Annotated in this window: 18 protein-coding genes and 1 tRNA gene; 10 read left to right on the plus strand and 9 right to left on the minus strand. The window is 69.7% G+C overall.

The features are described 5' to 3' along the window. The first annotated feature begins 43 nt into the window (after positions 1–43). The 7 genes from G9C83_RS13115 to G9C83_RS13145 all read left to right on the plus strand — a co-directional run bounded on the left by G9C83_RS13115 (position 44) and on the right by G9C83_RS13145 (position 5,542). Positions 44–460 (plus strand): hypothetical protein, encoded by a 417-nt coding sequence (locus tag G9C83_RS13115; RefSeq protein WP_243838032.1) that lies wholly within the window; start codon positions 44–46, stop codon positions 458–460. Between the two features lie 39 nt (positions 461–499). Further along, positions 500–583: transfer RNA gene (locus G9C83_RS13120), tRNA-Leu, on the plus strand. 663 nt (positions 584–1,246) lie between these two features. Further along, positions 1,247–1,840: a TetR/AcrR family transcriptional regulator gene (locus tag G9C83_RS13125; RefSeq protein ID WP_167246615.1), complete on the plus strand. Its 594-nt coding sequence runs from the start codon at positions 1,247–1,249 to the stop codon at positions 1,838–1,840. Beyond that, entirely contained in the window at positions 1,840–3,279 is a 1,440-nt protein-coding gene (locus tag G9C83_RS13130; protein WP_167246617.1) for an MATE family efflux transporter, read from the plus strand. Before G9C83_RS13125 ends, G9C83_RS13130 begins: the two co-directional genes overlap by 1 nt. Before the next feature lie 103 nt (positions 3,280–3,382). Next, positions 3,383–4,195 carry a diadenylate cyclase DacZ gene (dacZ, locus tag G9C83_RS13135; protein ID WP_167246619.1) on the plus strand — a complete coding sequence of 271 codons (813 nt, stop codon included), beginning with the start codon at positions 3,383–3,385 and terminating at the stop codon, positions 4,193–4,195. Between the two features lies 1 nt (position 4,196). Further along, positions 4,197–4,973 carry a mechanosensitive ion channel domain-containing protein gene (locus G9C83_RS13140; RefSeq protein WP_167246621.1) on the plus strand — a complete coding sequence of 259 codons (777 nt, stop codon included), beginning with the start codon at positions 4,197–4,199 and terminating at the stop codon, positions 4,971–4,973. Then, entirely contained in the window at positions 4,970–5,542 is a 573-nt protein-coding gene (locus G9C83_RS13145; RefSeq protein ID WP_167246623.1) for a hypothetical protein, read from the plus strand. Before G9C83_RS13140 ends, G9C83_RS13145 begins: the two co-directional genes overlap by 4 nt. Here G9C83_RS13145 and G9C83_RS13150 read toward each other — a convergent pair. After that, positions 5,530–6,051 (minus strand): acyltransferase, encoded by a 522-nt coding sequence (locus G9C83_RS13150; protein ID WP_167246625.1) that lies wholly within the window; start codon positions 6,049–6,051, stop codon positions 5,530–5,532. The two genes, G9C83_RS13145 and G9C83_RS13150, sit on opposite strands and share 13 nt — an antisense overlap. 79 nt (positions 6,052–6,130) lie before the next feature. Between G9C83_RS13150 and G9C83_RS13155 the strand changes: the two genes are divergently transcribed. Beyond that, positions 6,131–6,343: a TrmB family transcriptional regulator gene (locus G9C83_RS13155; RefSeq protein WP_167246627.1), complete on the plus strand. Its 213-nt coding sequence runs from the start codon at positions 6,131–6,133 to the stop codon at positions 6,341–6,343. Here the strand turns inward: G9C83_RS13155 and G9C83_RS13160 are convergent. Continuing rightward, complete coding sequence (locus tag G9C83_RS13160; RefSeq protein WP_167246629.1) at positions 6,340–6,507, minus strand: HEWD family protein; 168 nt, start codon at positions 6,505–6,507, stop codon at positions 6,340–6,342. The two genes, G9C83_RS13155 and G9C83_RS13160, sit on opposite strands and share 4 nt — an antisense overlap. 104 nt (positions 6,508–6,611) lie before the next feature. On the opposite strand from G9C83_RS13160, the gene G9C83_RS13165 reads away from it, so the two are divergent. Then, the gene (locus G9C83_RS13165; RefSeq protein WP_167246631.1) at positions 6,612–7,577 is read left to right on the plus strand and encodes a Gfo/Idh/MocA family oxidoreductase; all 966 of its coding nucleotides are present in this window, start codon (positions 6,612–6,614) and stop codon (positions 7,575–7,577) included. 21 nt (positions 7,578–7,598) lie between these two features. Here the strand turns inward: G9C83_RS13165 and G9C83_RS13170 are convergent, their stop codons facing one another. From G9C83_RS13170 to G9C83_RS13185, 4 genes are all read right to left on the minus strand, one after another. Beyond that, positions 7,599–9,269: a thiamine pyrophosphate-binding protein gene (locus G9C83_RS13170; RefSeq protein WP_167246633.1), complete on the minus strand. Its 1,671-nt coding sequence runs from the start codon at positions 9,267–9,269 to the stop codon at positions 7,599–7,601. Positions 9,270–9,457: 188 nt separating this feature from the next. Next, positions 9,458–11,860, minus strand: a complete 2,403-nt coding sequence (locus tag G9C83_RS13175; RefSeq protein WP_167246635.1) for an ATP-dependent DNA helicase — start codon at positions 11,858–11,860, stop codon at positions 9,458–9,460. 69 nt (positions 11,861–11,929) lie between these two features. Continuing rightward, the gene (locus tag G9C83_RS13180; protein WP_167246637.1) at positions 11,930–12,925 is read right to left on the minus strand and encodes a DUF5784 family protein; all 996 of its coding nucleotides are present in this window, start codon (positions 12,923–12,925) and stop codon (positions 11,930–11,932) included. Positions 12,926–12,969: 44 nt separating this feature from the next. Beyond that, positions 12,970–13,206 carry a hypothetical protein gene (locus G9C83_RS13185; RefSeq protein ID WP_167246639.1) on the minus strand — a complete coding sequence of 79 codons (237 nt, stop codon included), beginning with the start codon at positions 13,204–13,206 and terminating at the stop codon, positions 12,970–12,972. Between the two features lie 132 nt (positions 13,207–13,338). Here G9C83_RS13185 and G9C83_RS13190 point away from each other — a divergent pair, with 132 nt between their 5' ends. Next, the gene (locus G9C83_RS13190) at positions 13,339–13,572 is read left to right on the plus strand and encodes a DUF2249 domain-containing protein (protein WP_167246641.1); all 234 of its coding nucleotides are present in this window, start codon (positions 13,339–13,341) and stop codon (positions 13,570–13,572) included. 168 nt (positions 13,573–13,740) lie between these two features. Here the strand turns inward: G9C83_RS13190 and G9C83_RS13195 are convergent, their stop codons facing one another. From G9C83_RS13195 to G9C83_RS13205, 3 genes are all read right to left on the minus strand, one after another. Continuing rightward, complete coding sequence (locus G9C83_RS13195; protein WP_167246642.1) at positions 13,741–14,226, minus strand: GNAT family N-acetyltransferase; 486 nt, start codon at positions 14,224–14,226, stop codon at positions 13,741–13,743. Positions 14,227–14,245: 19 nt separating this feature from the next. Further along, positions 14,246–15,442 (minus strand): phosphoglycerate kinase, encoded by a 1,197-nt coding sequence (gene pgk / locus G9C83_RS13200; protein ID WP_167246644.1) that lies wholly within the window; start codon positions 15,440–15,442, stop codon positions 14,246–14,248. 255 nt (positions 15,443–15,697) lie between these two features. Beyond that, the gene (locus G9C83_RS13205; RefSeq protein WP_167246646.1) at positions 15,698–16,243 is read right to left on the minus strand and encodes a CBS domain-containing protein; all 546 of its coding nucleotides are present in this window, start codon (positions 16,241–16,243) and stop codon (positions 15,698–15,700) included. Positions 16,244–16,315 lie beyond the last annotated feature (72 nt).

Here is a 16,315-nt window from a genome sequence, read left to right on the forward strand (position 1 = left end):
GTGTCGACGCTTCAAGGCCGGACGGGCCCTCGAGTCGCGTGCTATGACACCGCTGACGCTCGCAGTCGTGCTCGTGGAACTGCTCGGTGTAGCCGGACCGCCCGCGCAGGCGTCCCCGCTCGGGGACTCGATTATCGTGTTCGCGGGGAGCCTGCTGGTCGGCGGCGTCGCCATCCACGTCGCCGCGAGCTACGTCGCCGGCGCGGGAGAGTACGGGGACGCCGTCATCACCGCGCTGCTGGGCGCGGTCGTGTGGGCGCTCCTCGACGGCGTGCCGCTGGTCGGCGGCCTGCTCGCGCTCGTCGCGTGGGTCGGCGTCATCAAGTGGCGCTACCCCGTCGGCTGGACGCGCGCGGCCATCATCGGCGTCGCCGCGTGGGCCGTCGCGACCGTCGTGCTCGCGGCGCTCGCGCTCCTCGGCGTCGGGTCGCTGAACGCGCTCGGCGTCCCCGGGACGTAACGCAATTCTCATTTGCCTGCCTCGGGTACGTCGGAGTGCGCGCGGGTAGCCAAGCCAGGAAACGGCGCAGCGCTTAGGACGCTGTCCCGTAGGGGTCCGCCGGTTCAAATCCGGTCCCGCGCACGTACCTTTTTGCGCCTCGGGTGTCCTCGCTCACTGCGTTCGCTGCGGGCACCGCTCGGCGCAAAAATCTACGCTAAAAAGGCTGAACGCTCGGCTTCGCCTCGCGTTCAGTGAATCGCGCTCACTGCGTTCGCGCGAATGCTCAACCGCTCTCCTTCTGAGGTGAGCGAGCAATTCTCGCAACGGTTCAAATCCGGTCCCGGGCACTGACTGAGTTTTCGAGCGCAGCGAGAAAACGAAGAAAGGAGCAGGACCGATTTGAACCCGAGGAGTCGCGGCCCGGGAAGCGACCGGAGGGAGCGACCCGGAACGTCTCCGCTCGGTTCAAATCCGGTCCTCCCGTGATACCACCCCGTTCCACTTTCACTCCGGTTGGGTCGCCTTTTTGCGACTACGGGCCGTGGAGTCTGTACGCGCGCTCCAGACCATGTCGTCTAAAACCCAGTTACTCGGCGTTTGCCCGGAGTGTGACGCAGACATACCCCCGGGGGCGGTGCTCGTGGAGTACGAGCGGAACGGCCAGCGGGTGGCGTACGCGGAGTGCCCGGACTGCGTGGAGCCGGTCCGTCCGAAGTAGGCGCTTTTCGAGGTTCTACCGGAGGACGCGTTCGGCGTTCCGAACGCTTTTGACTGACTGGTCAGTAAGTTCTCGTAACGACCAGCATGGGAGAGCCAACTGACGAGATTCTGGAGGCGACGTATCGCGCGCTCTGCGAGCACGGGTTCGCGGACCTCACCGTGCAGGACATCGCGGACCACTCCGAGAAGAGCAAGGCGACGATTCACTACCACTACGACAGCAAGCACGACCTCTTCACGGCGTTCCTGGAGTACCTCTACGACGACTACACCGAGCACGTCGATGCCGTCGACGGCGACACCCATCGCGAGCGCCTGCTCGCGCTCGTGGAGTTCTCGCTGGCGGAGGGCGGCGACGTCCCCGGCATCGACTTCCGGACGGCGATGCTCGAAATCAAGGCCCAGGCGCCCTACGACGACGCGTTCCGCGAGCAGCTCACGCGCTTCGACCGCTACCTCGCAGACCGCATCCGCGAGGTGATCGAAGCGGGCGTCGACGCCGGCGAGTTCCGCGAGGACGTCGACCCGGAGACCACCGCGGAGTTCCTCCTGACGACCATCAAGGGCGCGTACACGCGCCACGTCTCCGTCGACCACCCGCTGGATAGGATCCGGGAGACGCTCGCCGAGTACGTCGAGACGCGGCTCGTCGCGGACCGAGCAGAGGTGGACGCCTGATGGGGCTGCGGAGCCGACTCGACGCGGTGTTCAAGGGCCCCGAGCAGTTCGATTTGACGTCCGGCGGCGTCGGGAAGCCGCTGTTCTTCCTGGCGCTGCCCATCGTCGTGACGAACCTCTTCCAGACCGCGTACAACCTCGCGGACACGTTCTGGCTCGGCCAGTACAGCACGGACTCGCTCGCCGCCATCAGCTTCGGGTTCCCGCTGGTCTTCCTGCTCATTTCCCTCGGGATGGGCGTCTCGGTCGCGGGGAGCGTGCTCGTCGCCCAGCACACGGGCGCGGGCGAAGAGCGCGAGACGGAGTACGCGGCCTCCCAGACGGTGACGTTCGCAGCCATCGCGTCTCTCCTCCTCGGCGGCGTCGGCTACGTCTTCGTCGAGGACCTGCTCCGCCTGCTCGGCGCGTCGACGGACGTCCTCCCGCTGGCCACCAGCTACCTCGAAGTCATCACGCTCGGGCTGGTGTTCATGTTCGGGTTCTTCGTGTTCATCGCGCTGATGCGGGGGTACGGCGACACCATCACGCCGATGCTCGTGATGTTCGGCTCCGTCGTCCTCAACATCGTCATCGACCCGTTCCTCATCTTCGGGTGGTGGGTGTTCCCCGAGATGGGGATTCGGGGCGCGGCCGTCGCGACGGTGTTCTCGCGGGCGCTCGCGCTCGTCGTCGGCCTCGCCATCATGTTCGAGGGGTCCCGTGGCGTCCAGATCAACATCCGCGACATGACCCCGGACCTCGGGTACCTGCGGCGGCTCGCGCGCATCGGCCTCCCGGCGACCGTCGAGGGAACGGGGCGCGCGCTCTCGATGAACCTCCTGCTGGTGGTCGTGGCGCTGTTCCCGGACACCGTGGTCGCGGCGTACGGCATCGGCACGCGGGTGTTCTCGGTCGTCTTCCTGCCCGCCATCGCGGTGGCGCGCGGCGTGGAGACGATGACCGGCCAGAACATCGGCGCCGGCGAGCCCGACCGCGCGGAGGCCGCCGCCGCGCTCGCCGCGAAAGTGCTGTTCGGCGTGCTCTCCGTGCTCGGCGTCGTCGTCTTCGTCGCGCCGGAGCCCATCGTCTCGGTGTTCGTCGGCGCCGGCCAGGAGAACGCCGACCAGGTGGTCTCCGTGGGCGCGGAGTTCCTGCGGTACGTCGCGCTCACGTTCGGGTTCATCGGCATCATGCGGGCGTACACCGGGAGCTTCCGGGGCGCCGGCAAGACGCTCACCGCGGCCGCCATCTCCGTGCTGATGCTCGGCGTCGTCCGGCTCCCGGTCGCGTGGTTCTCCGCGCAGGCCGTCGGCGAGACCGGCATCTGGGTGGCGTTCGCGGTCTCGAACGTGATCGGTGCGGTCGTCGCGTACGCGTGGTACCAGCGCGGCACGTGGCGGGACGCCGACCTCACGGACTCCGAGACCGTCGGTGCGGACGCCGCGGCGACCGACGACTGACGCCCGCAACTACTTGTGGGCACGGGCGGCCGCCGTCCGGACGGCAGAGGGCTGGCCGCCGGGCCGCTAACCTTTTTGCGCGAGGGGTGAGTCTATCCGGCAAATGGCCAGGCCACCGGAACTCCTCGAGGACGTGCTCGACGGCATCGACGCGTTGCTCGTGTTCTCGCCGAGCGGGGCGTACTACGACCGCGTGAAGGACGTCGAGGGCGCGGACGTGGTGGTCGTCGCCACGGAGAACAGCGTCGGTGCGGACACGTTCGTCGAACTGCCGCTGGCGTTCGAGGACGTCAAGGAACGAATCCGGTTCGGCATCGAGGGCGCGCTCACCGAGGGCGTCGTCGACGACGGCGACGAACTCGGGTGTGCCGCGCCACTGTTCGGCGACGACGTCGACATGGTCGCGCGCACGAAAGTCGACGAGTCGCGCCACTCCGGCATCTACGACCTGTTCGCGAACTCGCGAGCGGAGCCCAGCGTCATCCGGGACGTCTTCGAAGTCGCCATCGAGCTCGGGAAGAAGGGCCAGAAGGGCAAGCCCGTCGGCGCGCTGTTCGTCGTCGGGGACGCCGGGAAGGTGATGAACAAGTCCCGGCCGCTGTCGTACAACCCCTTCGAGAAGAGCCACGTCCACGTCGGCGACCCCATCGTGAACGTGATGCTGAAGGAGTTCTCGCGGCTCGACGGCGCGTTCGTCATCAGCGACTCCGGGAAGATCGTCTCCGCGTACCGCTACCTCGAACCCGGCGCTGAGGGCACCGACATCCCGAAGGGACTGGGCGCCCGGCACATGGCCGCCGGCGCGATTACGCGGGACACGACCGCGGTCGCCATCGTCCTCTCGGAGTCCGACGGCCTCGTCCGGGCGTTCAAGAGCGGCGAGCTCGTCCTCGAACTCGACCCCGAGGAGTACTGAGATGCAGATAGACATCAGCCCGCTGCTCAACCCCGAGTTCCGGTACGTGCTCGCCGTCGGCGTACTGATTGCGGGGCTCGTGCTCGGCTACCTCGTCGGCCGCGTGAACGAGCGCCTGCTCGTCGCGCTGGACGTCGACGACGCCGTCGAGGGGACGAGCGTCGAGCGGATGGCCCGCGACATCGGGTTCTCGACGGTGGCGCTCGTGGCGCGGCTGACGTCGTGGATAATCTACGCGTTCGCGGTGCTGGTGGCCCTCGAGGTCGCGCGGCTCACCGTCCAGGACGCCGTCTGGTACCCCGTTGTCAGCTTCCTGCCGTCGGCCGTCGTCGCGCTCGCCGTGCTGTTCGTCGGCGTGCTCGCCGGCGACAAGGCCGAGCTGTACGTCGGCGAGCGCCTGCGCAGCGTGAAGGTGCCGGAGCTCACCGTGCTGCCGAAGGTCGTGAAGTACAGCGTGCTGTTCGTCGCGGTGCTGGTCGCGCTCTCGCAGGTGGGCGTCGCCATCGACGCGCTGCTCGTCCTCCTGCTGGCGTACGTCGGGGCGCTCATCGTGTTCACGGCGGTGGCGACCCATCAGCTGTTGACGTCGGGCGCGGCGGGCGTCTACTTGCTGTTGCGCCAGCCGTACGGCATCGGCGACCGGGTCGCCATCGGTGAGCACGAGGGAATCGTGCAGGAAGTGGACGTGTTCGTGACGCGCATCGAGGACGAGGGCCGCGAGCTCGTGCTCCCGAACCACCTCGTGTTCCGGCGCGGCGTCGTCGTGGTGCGCGAATGACCGTCGCCTCGTCGCTGCTGTCGGTCGCCGGCTGGGTCGCACTGACGGCGGCGGGAAGCGCAACGCTCGCAGACGCGGACCGTCGGGCGCAGGCGCGGGAGCGCAGCACGCGGTGGACGCTCGTGCTCGGCGTGCTCGCGGGTCTCATGGTGGCCGCGGCCGCGGGGCTGTTCTCCGTCTGGGAGCAGGCCGGCGTCTACGTGCTCGCCGTCGCGGGCGTCGTCGCGTACGCGGCCGGCGTGGTTTCGGCGCTCGGCGCGGCGGGGCTGGCGGACGCCGCGACCGGACCGGACGCGTCATTGGCGGGGCGTCTGCAGGCGTTCTGGTGTGCGTCGTCGGTGTACTTCCGCGGGACCCGCGTGGCGTTCGCGGAGGCGTTCCTGGCGTTCGCGCTGGCGGCTATCGTCGCGGGCGTCTCCGTCGACCCGCTGTTGGGCGCGGTCGGCGCGCTCGCGGTCGGCGGCGCGGTCGCGAGCCTCACGGCGCTGGCGGCGGTCGGCGTGTTCGTGCCGGGCGGGTACGGCGACCGGGCGGCCGAGCGCGTCCGCGCGGCGACTCACTCCTCGTAGTCGAGCGGTTCGGCGGGGACGCCCGCGACCGTCTCGCCGGGCGGCACGTCTTCGACGACCAGCGAGTTCGCGGCGACCTGCGCGTCCTCGCCGATGGTGACCCCGGGGAGGACGACGGCGCCCGCGCCGATCATCGCGCGGTCGCCGACGACGACTTCGCCGGTGCGGTACTCCTCCTGGAGGAACTCGTGGCAGAGCAGGGTGGCGTCGTAGCCGACGATGGCGTCTTCGCCGACCGTAATCAGCTCGGGCCAGAAGACGTCCGGCGTGGATTCGAGGCCCCACGAGGCGCCCTCGCCGACGGTGACACCGAGCAGCCCGAGCAGCCAGTTCTTCGCGCGGAGGCTCGGGCAGACGCGGGCGAGCACGACGACGACGTAGTTGAACGCGACCCGCAGCGGGCGCTTGGCGTCCGGCCAGTGGCGCAGCGAGTTCCGGGGGCCGGGCGTCGGGTGACGGTCGAGGCGGTCGTGGCGCGACACGCTCGCCCGTTCGCCGGCGAGCGCCATCAAGCTACGTGTTCCCGGACGTTCGACTACCGTCGAAGGTAGGATTTATTATCGTCGAAGTTCAGTCGGCAAACGACGAATGTCTGCTCGACAACTGCCGACCGGGGTGGAGTCGCCGCGCGGGAAGCTGGTCTACCTCTACCTCTCCACGAACGAGAGCGCCTCGCTGGACGAGCTCCACGGCGAACTCGACGTGCCGAGAATAACGCTGTACAGCGTGCTCAAGACGCTGCGCGGACGGGGCCTGGTCGAACAGGACGGCGACGAGTACGTCGCCGCGCGCCCGCTCTAGGGCTCCTCCACCGGGGCGAACGTGCCGGTGACGTCCCAGGAGTGGACGCAGTAGACGTCACCGACCTCCTCGTCGACGCGCCACGCGCCGGCGTCGTCGTCCCAGCGCTCGGAGCGCCCGCAGTCCGTGCAGGTCCGCTCCTCGGGGGCTCGAATTTCGGCCATCACGCCGACACAGGTGGCCCGCCGGCTTGAGTGTTCTGTCCCCGACACCGCTTCGACGGACGTCGGTCCAAACAGTTACGGCGACGGCGCGTCCCGTCTCTGTCATGCAGTTCGGCATCCTCTCGACGGCGAACATCGGCGACGAATCCGTCGTTCCTGCAATCGAAGCCACCGACCACGAGGTCCGCGCTGTCGCCTCCCGCGACGCGGACGCCGCGGCCGACTACGCCGAGCGCCACGGCATCCCCGAATCCTACGACAGCTACGACGCCCTGCTGGACGCGGACGTCGACGCCGTCTACGTCCCGCTTCCGAACGCCCTCCACGCCGAGTGGACGAAGCGCGCGGCCGACGCCGGCCTCCACGTCCTCTGCGAGAAGCCCCTCGCCGCGGACGCCGAGGAAGCGGTCGACGTGGTCGAGCACTGCGCTGACGCCGGCGTCACCCTCATGGAGGCGTTCATGTACCGCTACCACCCGCGGACGGTGCGCGCGCTCGACGTCGCTCGCGACGAGCTCGGCGACCTCCGGCACGTCCACGCCGCGTTCTCATTCCCGCTCCCGCAGGGCCCGGACGTCCGCGTCGACCCCGACCTCGCTGGCGGCGCGCTGATGGACGTCGGCTGTTACGCCGTCTCCGCCGCCCGCCAGTTCCTCGGCGAACCCGCGCTCGCGGCCGCGACTACCCACGACGGCCGGGACTGCGGCGTCGACACTCAGGTCTCGGGCACCTTCGAGTTCGAGGACGGCGCCACCGCCACGATCGAAGCGGGCTTCGAGACGCGCGTCCACCAGACGTACCGCGTCGAGGGCACGAACGGCTGGCTGGAGGCCGAGAACGCCTACAACCCCGGCGTCGAGGAGACGGTGCTGCGCTGGGGGACCGACGAGAAGACCGTCGAGGAGCGCTTCGACGCCGTCGACGCCTACCGCCTCGAAGTCGAGGAGTTCGCTGCCGCGGTCGACGCCGGTCGCGACCCGCTCACGGACGGCGAGGAAGCCGTCGCGAACATGCGCGCCATCGACGCGCTCTACGAGTCCGACGCGACCGGCGAGACGGTGCCGCTGTAGGGCGTCGCGAGACGGGGATCGTCAGTCGTCGGTAACGGGAACGTCTACGACGACCGGTCCCTCGCGTTCGAGGGCGGTTTCGAGCGTTTCGTCCACCGCCTCGGCCGAATCAGGGCGCATTCCCGTCGCGCCGTGGGCCTCGGCGCTCGCCACCAGGTCGACGGGCGGGTCGAAGTCGAAGCCGACGTACTCGTAGTCGTCGGCGTCGCCGCCCATCAACGCCGCGGTGTTCTCCTTGAGGATACGATAGTTGCCGTTGTCGGGCACGACGACCGTCAGGTCGAGATCGTACCGCGCCGCCGTGTAGAGCGTCTGGGGGTAGTACAGGTACGACCCGTCGCCGATATAGCCGAGGACAGAACGTCCCTCGCCGGTCTGACGTTCGGCCACAGCTGCGCCGACACTGGCCGGGAGGCCGTAGCCGAGGCTGCCGCCTTTGGACCCGAGGAGTTGCGTCGCGTCGAACTCGAACTCGTCGAAGAGCGACGGCGCCGCCGTGACTGACTCGCTGACGACGAGGGCGTCTGGTGCGACTCGGCGGAGCGACCGCGCGAGCCCCGTCTTCGTGAGGGAGCCGTCTTCCGTCTCCACCGGTTCGCGGCCGTGCGCGTCCTCCCACTCGCGTACCTCGCCGAGTCGGCGCTCGCGTTCGTCCTCGTCGACGCGCTCGGCGACCCGGTCTGCGAGCTCGGCGAGGACTTGCCCCGGGTCGCCGAGGACGGCCACGTCGGCCGGGGCGTGCTTGCCGAGCTCCCACGCGTCGTTGGTCACGTGAACGCAGGTCGCGTGCTCGGGGACTAACGTCGTCGACGGGCGGGTGACCGTCGTGTTCGTCGAACAGCCGACGAAGACGAGCGTATCCGTGTCCATCGCACTCGCGGCGCCGGCCGCTTTCGTCGAGAGGACGCCCTGCCACTGGTCGTGCTCCGTCGGAATGTTCACCTCGTACGAGAGGATCTCACCGTGGACCCTCGCGCCGGCGGCCTCCGCGAAACGAACCGCTTCGTCGACGGCCTCCGCCCCGCTCCGAGCGACCTCGTCGCCGAGAACGACGACCGGCTCGTCGGCGTTGGCCACGGCTGCCGCGGCGTCGTCGATGGCCCGTGCATCGCCGCGGCCCGCAGTCGGGATCTGACCGAGCCGAGCCGGTGACTGGTCCGTTTCGGCCTGCTGGACGTCGACGGGGATGGAGAGGAAGACGGGACCCGTCGGCGGTGTTAGCGCAGTGCGAACGGCGCGGCGGAGCATGTCGGGGAGCGCGTCGACGTCTTTGACCTCCGCGCTCCACTTGGTGAACTGGTCGGCCATCGTGACGAGGTCGCCGCCGAGAATCGGCTCCTCGTGTTGGAAGTCGAGACTGTGTGTGCCGGCGGTGAGGAGCAGCGGTGCGCCGGAGACGTCTGCGTTGTAGAGGTTACCGAGACCGTGGGCGAGACCACCGGCGACGTGGACGTTCGCGACGCCCAGTGGAAGCACGTCTGGGTCCTCGTGGCTGTGATACCGCCGTCGCATGGCGTACCCTGCCGCGGCCCCGACGGCGACGTCCTCGTGCAGACCGAGCACGTACTCCAGGTCGCTCTCGACGAGAGACTGCATGAGCGGCAGTTCCGTCGTCCCTGGGTTCCCAAACAGGTGCGTGACGCCGTACGATTCGAGACTGTCGACGAACAGGTCCGCCCCCGAGCGAGTCATAACGCACCTCCTTGTTCGGGGCATTTAAAATTTCATGTGAATTCAAGAAGACTACGTTCTATGGGATTTGCTCCAATACTAATCCACCAATTCGGATTCGAACCGATTCTGTGGGTGTTAGACGGGCGGTCTGCCCGTGACGCCCGGAGAACACTCTATGGTCTCCGGTGACTGAATCGCACCGAATGTCACTCCTCGGCGTGCCCGCTCCAGAACTCGTCTAGCTGGTCGCCGAGGAACTCCGGGGTCATGCGCGTGAACTCCGCCTGCTCGCCGGGGCCGAGGTACTCGAAGACGGAGTGGCGCGCGCCTTCGACGTATCGCCGGCCGACGAGCGCGCGCACGCCGACTTCCTCGGGGCCGCGAATCACGCGCCCGATGGCCTGCCGCGCGCGCCGCACCGCGGGCACCGTGAGCGCGTACTCGAAGGCGTGGTCCTCGCCGAACGCGTCCGCGTACGCCCGCCGGACTGCCCGCACGCGCGGCGACCCGACGTTCACGAGCGGGACGCCGACCACCGCGCACGCCGCGAGTTTCTCGCCGTCGTAGTCGACGCCCTCCGTGAGCGTGCCCCGCGTGCTCGTCACCAGGACTTTGCCGTCGCCGCGGAAGAACCGCCGCTTCAGGTCGTCGGTGGCCTCGTTCGAGGAAGACTCGTCGACGAGCACGTCCTTCTCGACGGCGTCCTCGAGGTAGTCGCCCGCCCACGCGGCCTCCCGGTAGTTCGGCATGCAGACGAGGACGTTCCCCGGCGACCGCGCGATCGTGCGGAGGACGTAGCGGTACTGCTCGCGGGTCCGGTTGTCGTTCTCGCCGGTCGGGTCGCCGCGGTTGTGCGCCGTGAACGGCGTCGCGTCCACGGTGAAGCTCGCGCGGTTCTCCGCGGGGAACCGGAGGTCGTAGCGGCGCTCGACGACGGGCCGCGCTTCGGCGTCGCCGGCGCCCGCTTCGAGCCTGTCGAGGCCCGTCACCTCGCGGAAGACGTCCAGCGGTTCGAGGGTCGCGCTCATCAGCACGCCGCCGCCCAGTCCGGCGAACGTCTCACGGAGCGCCCGCGCCGGCATGCAGTTGTACGTCGTAAGCGCGGGCGTGTACGCCGCCGCCCACGCCGCGCCCGCCCGCCCGGAGTCCTTGGGCGCGTGCTCCAGTTCGATCTCCCGGAAGTACGTCGCGTGGTCGCGCTCCCACCACTGCTGGAGGGTGACGCCGACCGCGCCGCAGACCGCCGAGCGGTCGCCGTCCGCTTCGAGGACGGCCTCGGCGGCGGTGCCGATATCCGCGAGCGACCGCCACAGGCCGCCCGTGTAGCCGTGCTGTTCGGCCCACCGCGTGAGGTCGTCGGGCTCGTCGGTTTCCGGGTCACGGAGCGGAATCTCGTGGTCGTACTCCGGGAGCCCGCGCGGGTTCCGGGGGTCGTGGCCCTCCGTCGCGAGGTACTCCGCGACCCGGTCGTCGAGCCAGTCGAGGACGTCACCGAGGAAGTCGACGGCCTCCTCGACGGCGTCCAGGGAGACCTCGTAGCTCTGCAGTTCGTCCCTGACCTGCTGGCGGTTCGCCTCGCTCTGTTTCGCGGTCGTGAGCAGCTGTCGGAGGTCGTTGCGGGCGCGAGCGAGCGTGTGTCGGCCCACGCGGTCCGAGAGCAGGTCGCGGACGCGCTCCTCCAGGCGGTGGGCCTCGTCGACGACGACGAACGTGCGCTCGTCGAGCAGGTGTTCGGTGAGCCCGCGCGTCTTCGGGTCGAAGAGGTGGTTGTAGTTCCCGACGACGACGTCCGCGTGGTCGAGCAGCACCTGCTGGACGCGGTGCGGGCAGGTGCCGTACTCGACAGCCGCGGGCAGGAAGTCCTCGCTCGTGACGACGCCGTAGTCGCCGACGTCGAAGTCGACCGGCGAGCCCTTGTTCCGGCCGTACCAGTCGGCCTCGAACGGGCAGAACAGCGGCGGGTCGCCGTCCGCGAAGTCCTCCGGCGCGCTCGGCTGCACGGGCACGTACGGCGAGTCCGCGCCGTCCGTCCGAAGCGGGTTCTCGGAGAGCGTGTGGCTGGCGTCCGCGCGAGCGGAGCGCGCGAGGTCGCGGGCCTTCGCGGGGTCCCACCACGGGTCGTCGAGCGCGTCCGCGGCGCGCAGGTCCACGAGCTCCCCGGCGTCCTGCCCGTCGAAACTGCCGCCCTCGCCGTCGGCCTCGACGAGGCCAGCGGTGGACTCGCGGAGGTCCTCGCAGCGGTCGTGGACGCTCGCGTCTCGCGGGAACACGTCCTCGCGGCCGTACGGGCAGAGGTCGCGCTTCCCGACGAGTGCGACGCCGTTCAGGGGGTCGTCGAGCCCCGCGTTCATCTGCCGGAGGTCCGCGACGAACTGCTGGAGCTGCTGTTTCACGGGGGTGACGACGAACACGCGGTCGTAGTCGTCCGTGCGGCGGACGAGCTGGGCGGCCGCGGTGAGCGCGGCCATCGTCTTTCCCGTCCCGCAGGGCCCCTCCATCGCGAGGTAGCCGCCGCGCTCGCCGGCGTCGATTGCCGCCTCGACGGCGTCGGCCTGCTGGTCGTAGGGCCGATCGAACCCGAAGAAGTCGCGCCAGTCGTCGTCGCCCATTCGGTAGACGGTGGGGCGTCACGCGGTATGAACGTACGGATTGCCAGTCGGTGCGCGAGCGCGACGCGGCTAGAACTGCGGGAGCGACAGCGGCACCGACCCCTTCGCGTAGCCGTCGACGGAGCCGTCGGGCCGCACGCGGAAGACGACCGCGGGCCGGTGGCCGACGTCGGGCCGCTCGCCCCGGATGCGGCGCCACTCGTCGTCGGGGAACGACGAGCAGTCCACGAACAGGACCGCGCCGCCGCCGTGGGCCTCCAGCTGGCCGCTGGTCTTCGTCTCCGCGGTCTCCTTGATTGCCCTGACGGGGGTGTTGGCGGCGCGGTCGTTCGTGGGAACGGGGCGCGTGACCTCGACGAGCGTGCCGTGCTCGCCGTCGCGGTCCGCGCGGAAGTCCAGGGAGTGCCCCGTGGTCACCTCGATTTCCGGGGTGATATCGTAGCCGGCCTCGTGGAGCAGCCACGCCGCGTGGAACTCGCTCATCGCGGCGCTCGCGCGCGCCAGGTCGAGGTACTCGGAGGTCCCGAGCTTTCCGGCCATCACGTGCCGCTCGTCGTCGAGGACGCCCGTGTCGAGGAACGACTCGTAGAACGCGAGCGCGTCCTCGCTGTCGGCGTCCGGGAAGCCCGCGGCGTGCTCGCTGAAGAACGCGCGGGTCGTCTCGCGGCCGTCCTTCGACGCGAACACGGGCAGGAAGAACCACGACAGCGTCGGGTAGTCCGCGAGCCACGGGTCCTCGTCGTGGAGCTCCGCGAGGAACTCGCGCTGGGCCCACTCGGAGACGGCTTCGGGGGCCTCGGAGAACGACTGCTTGTCGGTGCGCCAGAGCGCTTCCGGCGTCTCCGTGTTGCCGAGCCACCAGCCGCCGTCGCCGTTCCAGCAGAACAGCGCGGTGTCCCCGTTGTCCATGTCGAAGCGCTGCGCCTCGAAGCCGTCGGGGGGTTTGAACCACGGCGTCGAGGAGCGCGCGCCGAGGTTGTCGTCGAGGTCGCGGTACAGCAGATCGCGGACGCGGTCGGCACTCCAGGATTCGGTCGACCGCCGGAACCGCAACGGTTTCGCCACACTCGGAGTAGGGCCGCCGAACTGATGAGTCTATCGTCGCCGCGTCAGCGGGTTAGCTCCAGTTCTTCGGGGCGGTAGGTGACGGCGTCCCGGCCGTAGTCGTCGAACCGGACGACGACGCGTTCGCCGTCGCTGCCCGGTCGCACGTCGGTCACGACGCCGTCATCGCCGTAGTGGGCGTGGTGTTCGTAGCCGTGGACCGCGAGCTTCGCCTTGTCCGCCGACTGCCTGACGACCCGGACGGGCTGCCCGAGCCTGAGCTTCGACCGCGATTGTGACATACGTTATCATACATCACTATTCGGCAAGTAGCTTTCGGTGGTCTGACGGGAACGAGTTCCCCGTTCGGCGACCGGAATGCGAAGATGTTCGGGGTAGGACACTCCCGGTGTGGCCGCCAAGCCACGCCTGCAATGGCAGCGAAGACTCTGGACCTGCGCGAGGTACCGCCGCCCGAGCGCCACCCGAAGATACACGACGCGTTCGCGGAACTGGACAGCGGCGAGGCGCTCGAACTCGTCAACGACCACGAGCCCAAGCCGCTGTTCTACGAGATGCAGGCGGAAGTCGACTCCTTCGACGCGGACGCCTACGAGGTCGAACAGCGCGGCCCCAGCGAGTTTGTCGCCAAACTCCCAAAAGCGTGAGGTAGGGCATCTTCCCGTCGTTCGTCGTGCCCATTCCCGGCCGGTGCGTTCGCACTGGCACTCCCCTGCCGGCGCATCTGCACCGGTACTCCCGTTCCCATCACCACGCGGCGTCTCTCCCCGCCATCCGCCGCGCTCGACTTCGTTCACCGCGCCGCACACGCTTCGCTATTCGTCTGCGTCCGCCGTGGACTCGTCATCCCCCACCTGTTTCTCCATCGTGACGCGGTGCGGTTCGTAGCCGCGGCGCTCGTAGAGGCGGCGCGCGGCCTCGTTGTCCCACAGTGCTTCGAGCGCGAGCACGTCCGCGCCATCGTCGCGGAGCGCGCGCTCGGCGTAGTCCAAGAGGGCGGAGCCGACGCCCTCGCCGCGAGCCTCGGGTAGCACGTAGACGTTGTCGACGACGCCGCGGGTCGCGTCCGTCTGGAAAAACCCGGATTCGACGTGGAACATCACGAAGCCGACGGGCTGGCCCGCCGCGGCCGCGACGGCACACGCGTCGCTGTGGACGTACTGCGCCACGAGGTCCTGGGCGCGCTGGCGGTTCTCCTCCGCGCGCAGGTGCGAGCCGTGGCCGCGCTGCTCGCGCGCCAGCGACACCCACAGCTCCGCGACGGCCGCGACGTCGTCCCCGGTCGCCGCCGTCACCTCCATCAGTCTCGCCCCGGTCCGGTCACCGCAGCGCCTCCACTGCGGGGAGCGACTCGCCCGTCAGCAGGCGGAGCGCCGCGCCGCCGCCCGTGCTCACGTGGTCGAACCCGGAGAGCCCGAACTTCCGGATCGCCGCCGCCGTGTCGCCGCCGCCGACGATGGTGTAGTCCGCCTCGGTGGCCGCCGAGAACACGCCGCGCGTCCCGTCCGCGAACGTGTCGTCCTCGAAGACGCCCGCCGGCCCGTTCAGGACCGCCGTGCCGCTGTCCGCGAGGACGTCGGCGTACGCCTCCACGGTGTCGCGACCGACGTCCTGGATGGGCTCGTTGCGCTCCGGCGGGAGGGCCGCGACGTCGAGTTCGACGCGCTCGCCGTCCCGCTCGACGGCCACGTCAACGGGCAGGTGGATGCTCTCGCCGTGTGCGTCGAGGAGGTCGCTCGCGCGCTCGATTTCGGTCTCGTAGCCGCGGTCGTGGACGAACTCCGTGCTCGCGCGGCCGATGTCCACGCCGTCCGCCGCAAGGAAGACGTTCGCGACCACGCCGGTCACGAGCACGTCCTCGGCGAGGCCGTTGTTCAGGGCGTGCTCGATGACGGTCACCGAGTCGGGGACTTTCGCGCCGCCGACCGCGTACGTCCGCGGCGTCGGCGTCTCCCCGATGGCGCCGAGCACGTCCAGTTCCGTCTCCATCACGCGGCCCGCGTACGAGTCCAGGAGCTCCGGGAAGCCGACGAGCGACGGCTGCGAGCGGTGCGCGGCCGCGAACGCGTCGTTGACGTACGCGTCCAACACCGGGGAGAGCCGGGAGACGAGGTACGTCTCCGCGGCGCGGTCGGCGTCGAACTCCATGTACTCCTCGCTGTAGAACCGCGTGTTCTCGAGGAGGACCGCCGTGCCGGCGTCGAGCGCGTCGACGGCGTCCCGTGCGTCCTGGGAGAACGTCGCGTCGCAGTACTCGACCGGGAAGTCCAGCAGGTCGCCGAGGCGGTCGGCGTGTGGTTCGAGGCGCGCGAACTCGTCGCCGCCGGGACGCCCCTGGTGGGCGAGAATCGCGACCCGCGCGCCGCGGTCGAGCAGTTCCGAGAGCGTGTCCACGTGCGCTCGCAGTCGCGCGTCGTCCGCGAGCGCGCCGTCGTCGGCCAGCGGGCTGTTGATGTCGACCCGCACCCCGACCGCGGTGTCCGTCGCGTCGAGGTCGTCGAGGGTCCGTATCGCCATGTGGTGGGACCGAAAGACGGCCCGTGCATAGGCGTTTCTGTCCATTCCGGCGAATTACGTGGGGTTCGTGTCCGGCGACGAGCGGCCGCGAGCCCCGGAAATTTGGCGTGGGACCGCCGAATGCGGCGGATAACCGCTCGAAAAGCGACGGGTAACTGGAACGAACCGGCCGCGCACTCGGGGTGCGCGGCCGGGGTTCGCGCTCAGAGACGACTGGCTCGCCGCTGCGCGTCGAGCCGCGTGTGCGTGATTCGTTCAGACCGGCTGGCACTCGGGGCAGAGCAGCTGGCCGTTCACGTCGACGAGCTCGTGGGCGAGTCCGCCGCAGCTCTCGCAGACGCCCTGCTCGGCGTAGCTGTCCGCGGCGTCCGCCTGACCGCTCTCGGTCGGCGGCGCCGACGGTGCGGTGGGGGCGCCGCGGAGCTGCTTCTCGACGGTCGGCGCGACGTCGCGGGCCTCGACGACGCCGTGGACGGCGTCGTCGTCCGAGACGAGCACGTGCGGGTCACCGGTGCGGCCCATCAGGTCGGCGGCGTCCGCGACCGAGGCGTCCAGCGACAGCGACTCCGGCGGGTCGTCCATCACGTCTCCGGCGGTGACCGAGTCGGGGTTGCGGCCGTCGAGCAGGACGTCGAAGACGGTGCCCGCGGTGACGACGCCGACCGGCGCGCTCCCGCGGAGGACGACCGCGCTGTTCGTGTGCTCCTCGCGCATCAGCTCCACCGCGTCGAGGAGTTCGTCGGACTCGCTGACGCCGACGAACTCCCGGGAGAGCACGTCTCTGAGCGATAGCTGTGCCATGAACTCACATAGCACGCTGTCCTGCTAAAAGGTATCCCCAAAACGCGTATGGCGGCCGCGCACCAACTTCTC

The sequence above is a fragment of the Halobacterium sp. R2-5 genome (assembly GCF_011734195.1).
In the GTDB taxonomy this organism is placed as follows: Archaea; Halobacteriota; Halobacteria; order Halobacteriales; family Halobacteriaceae; genus Halobacterium.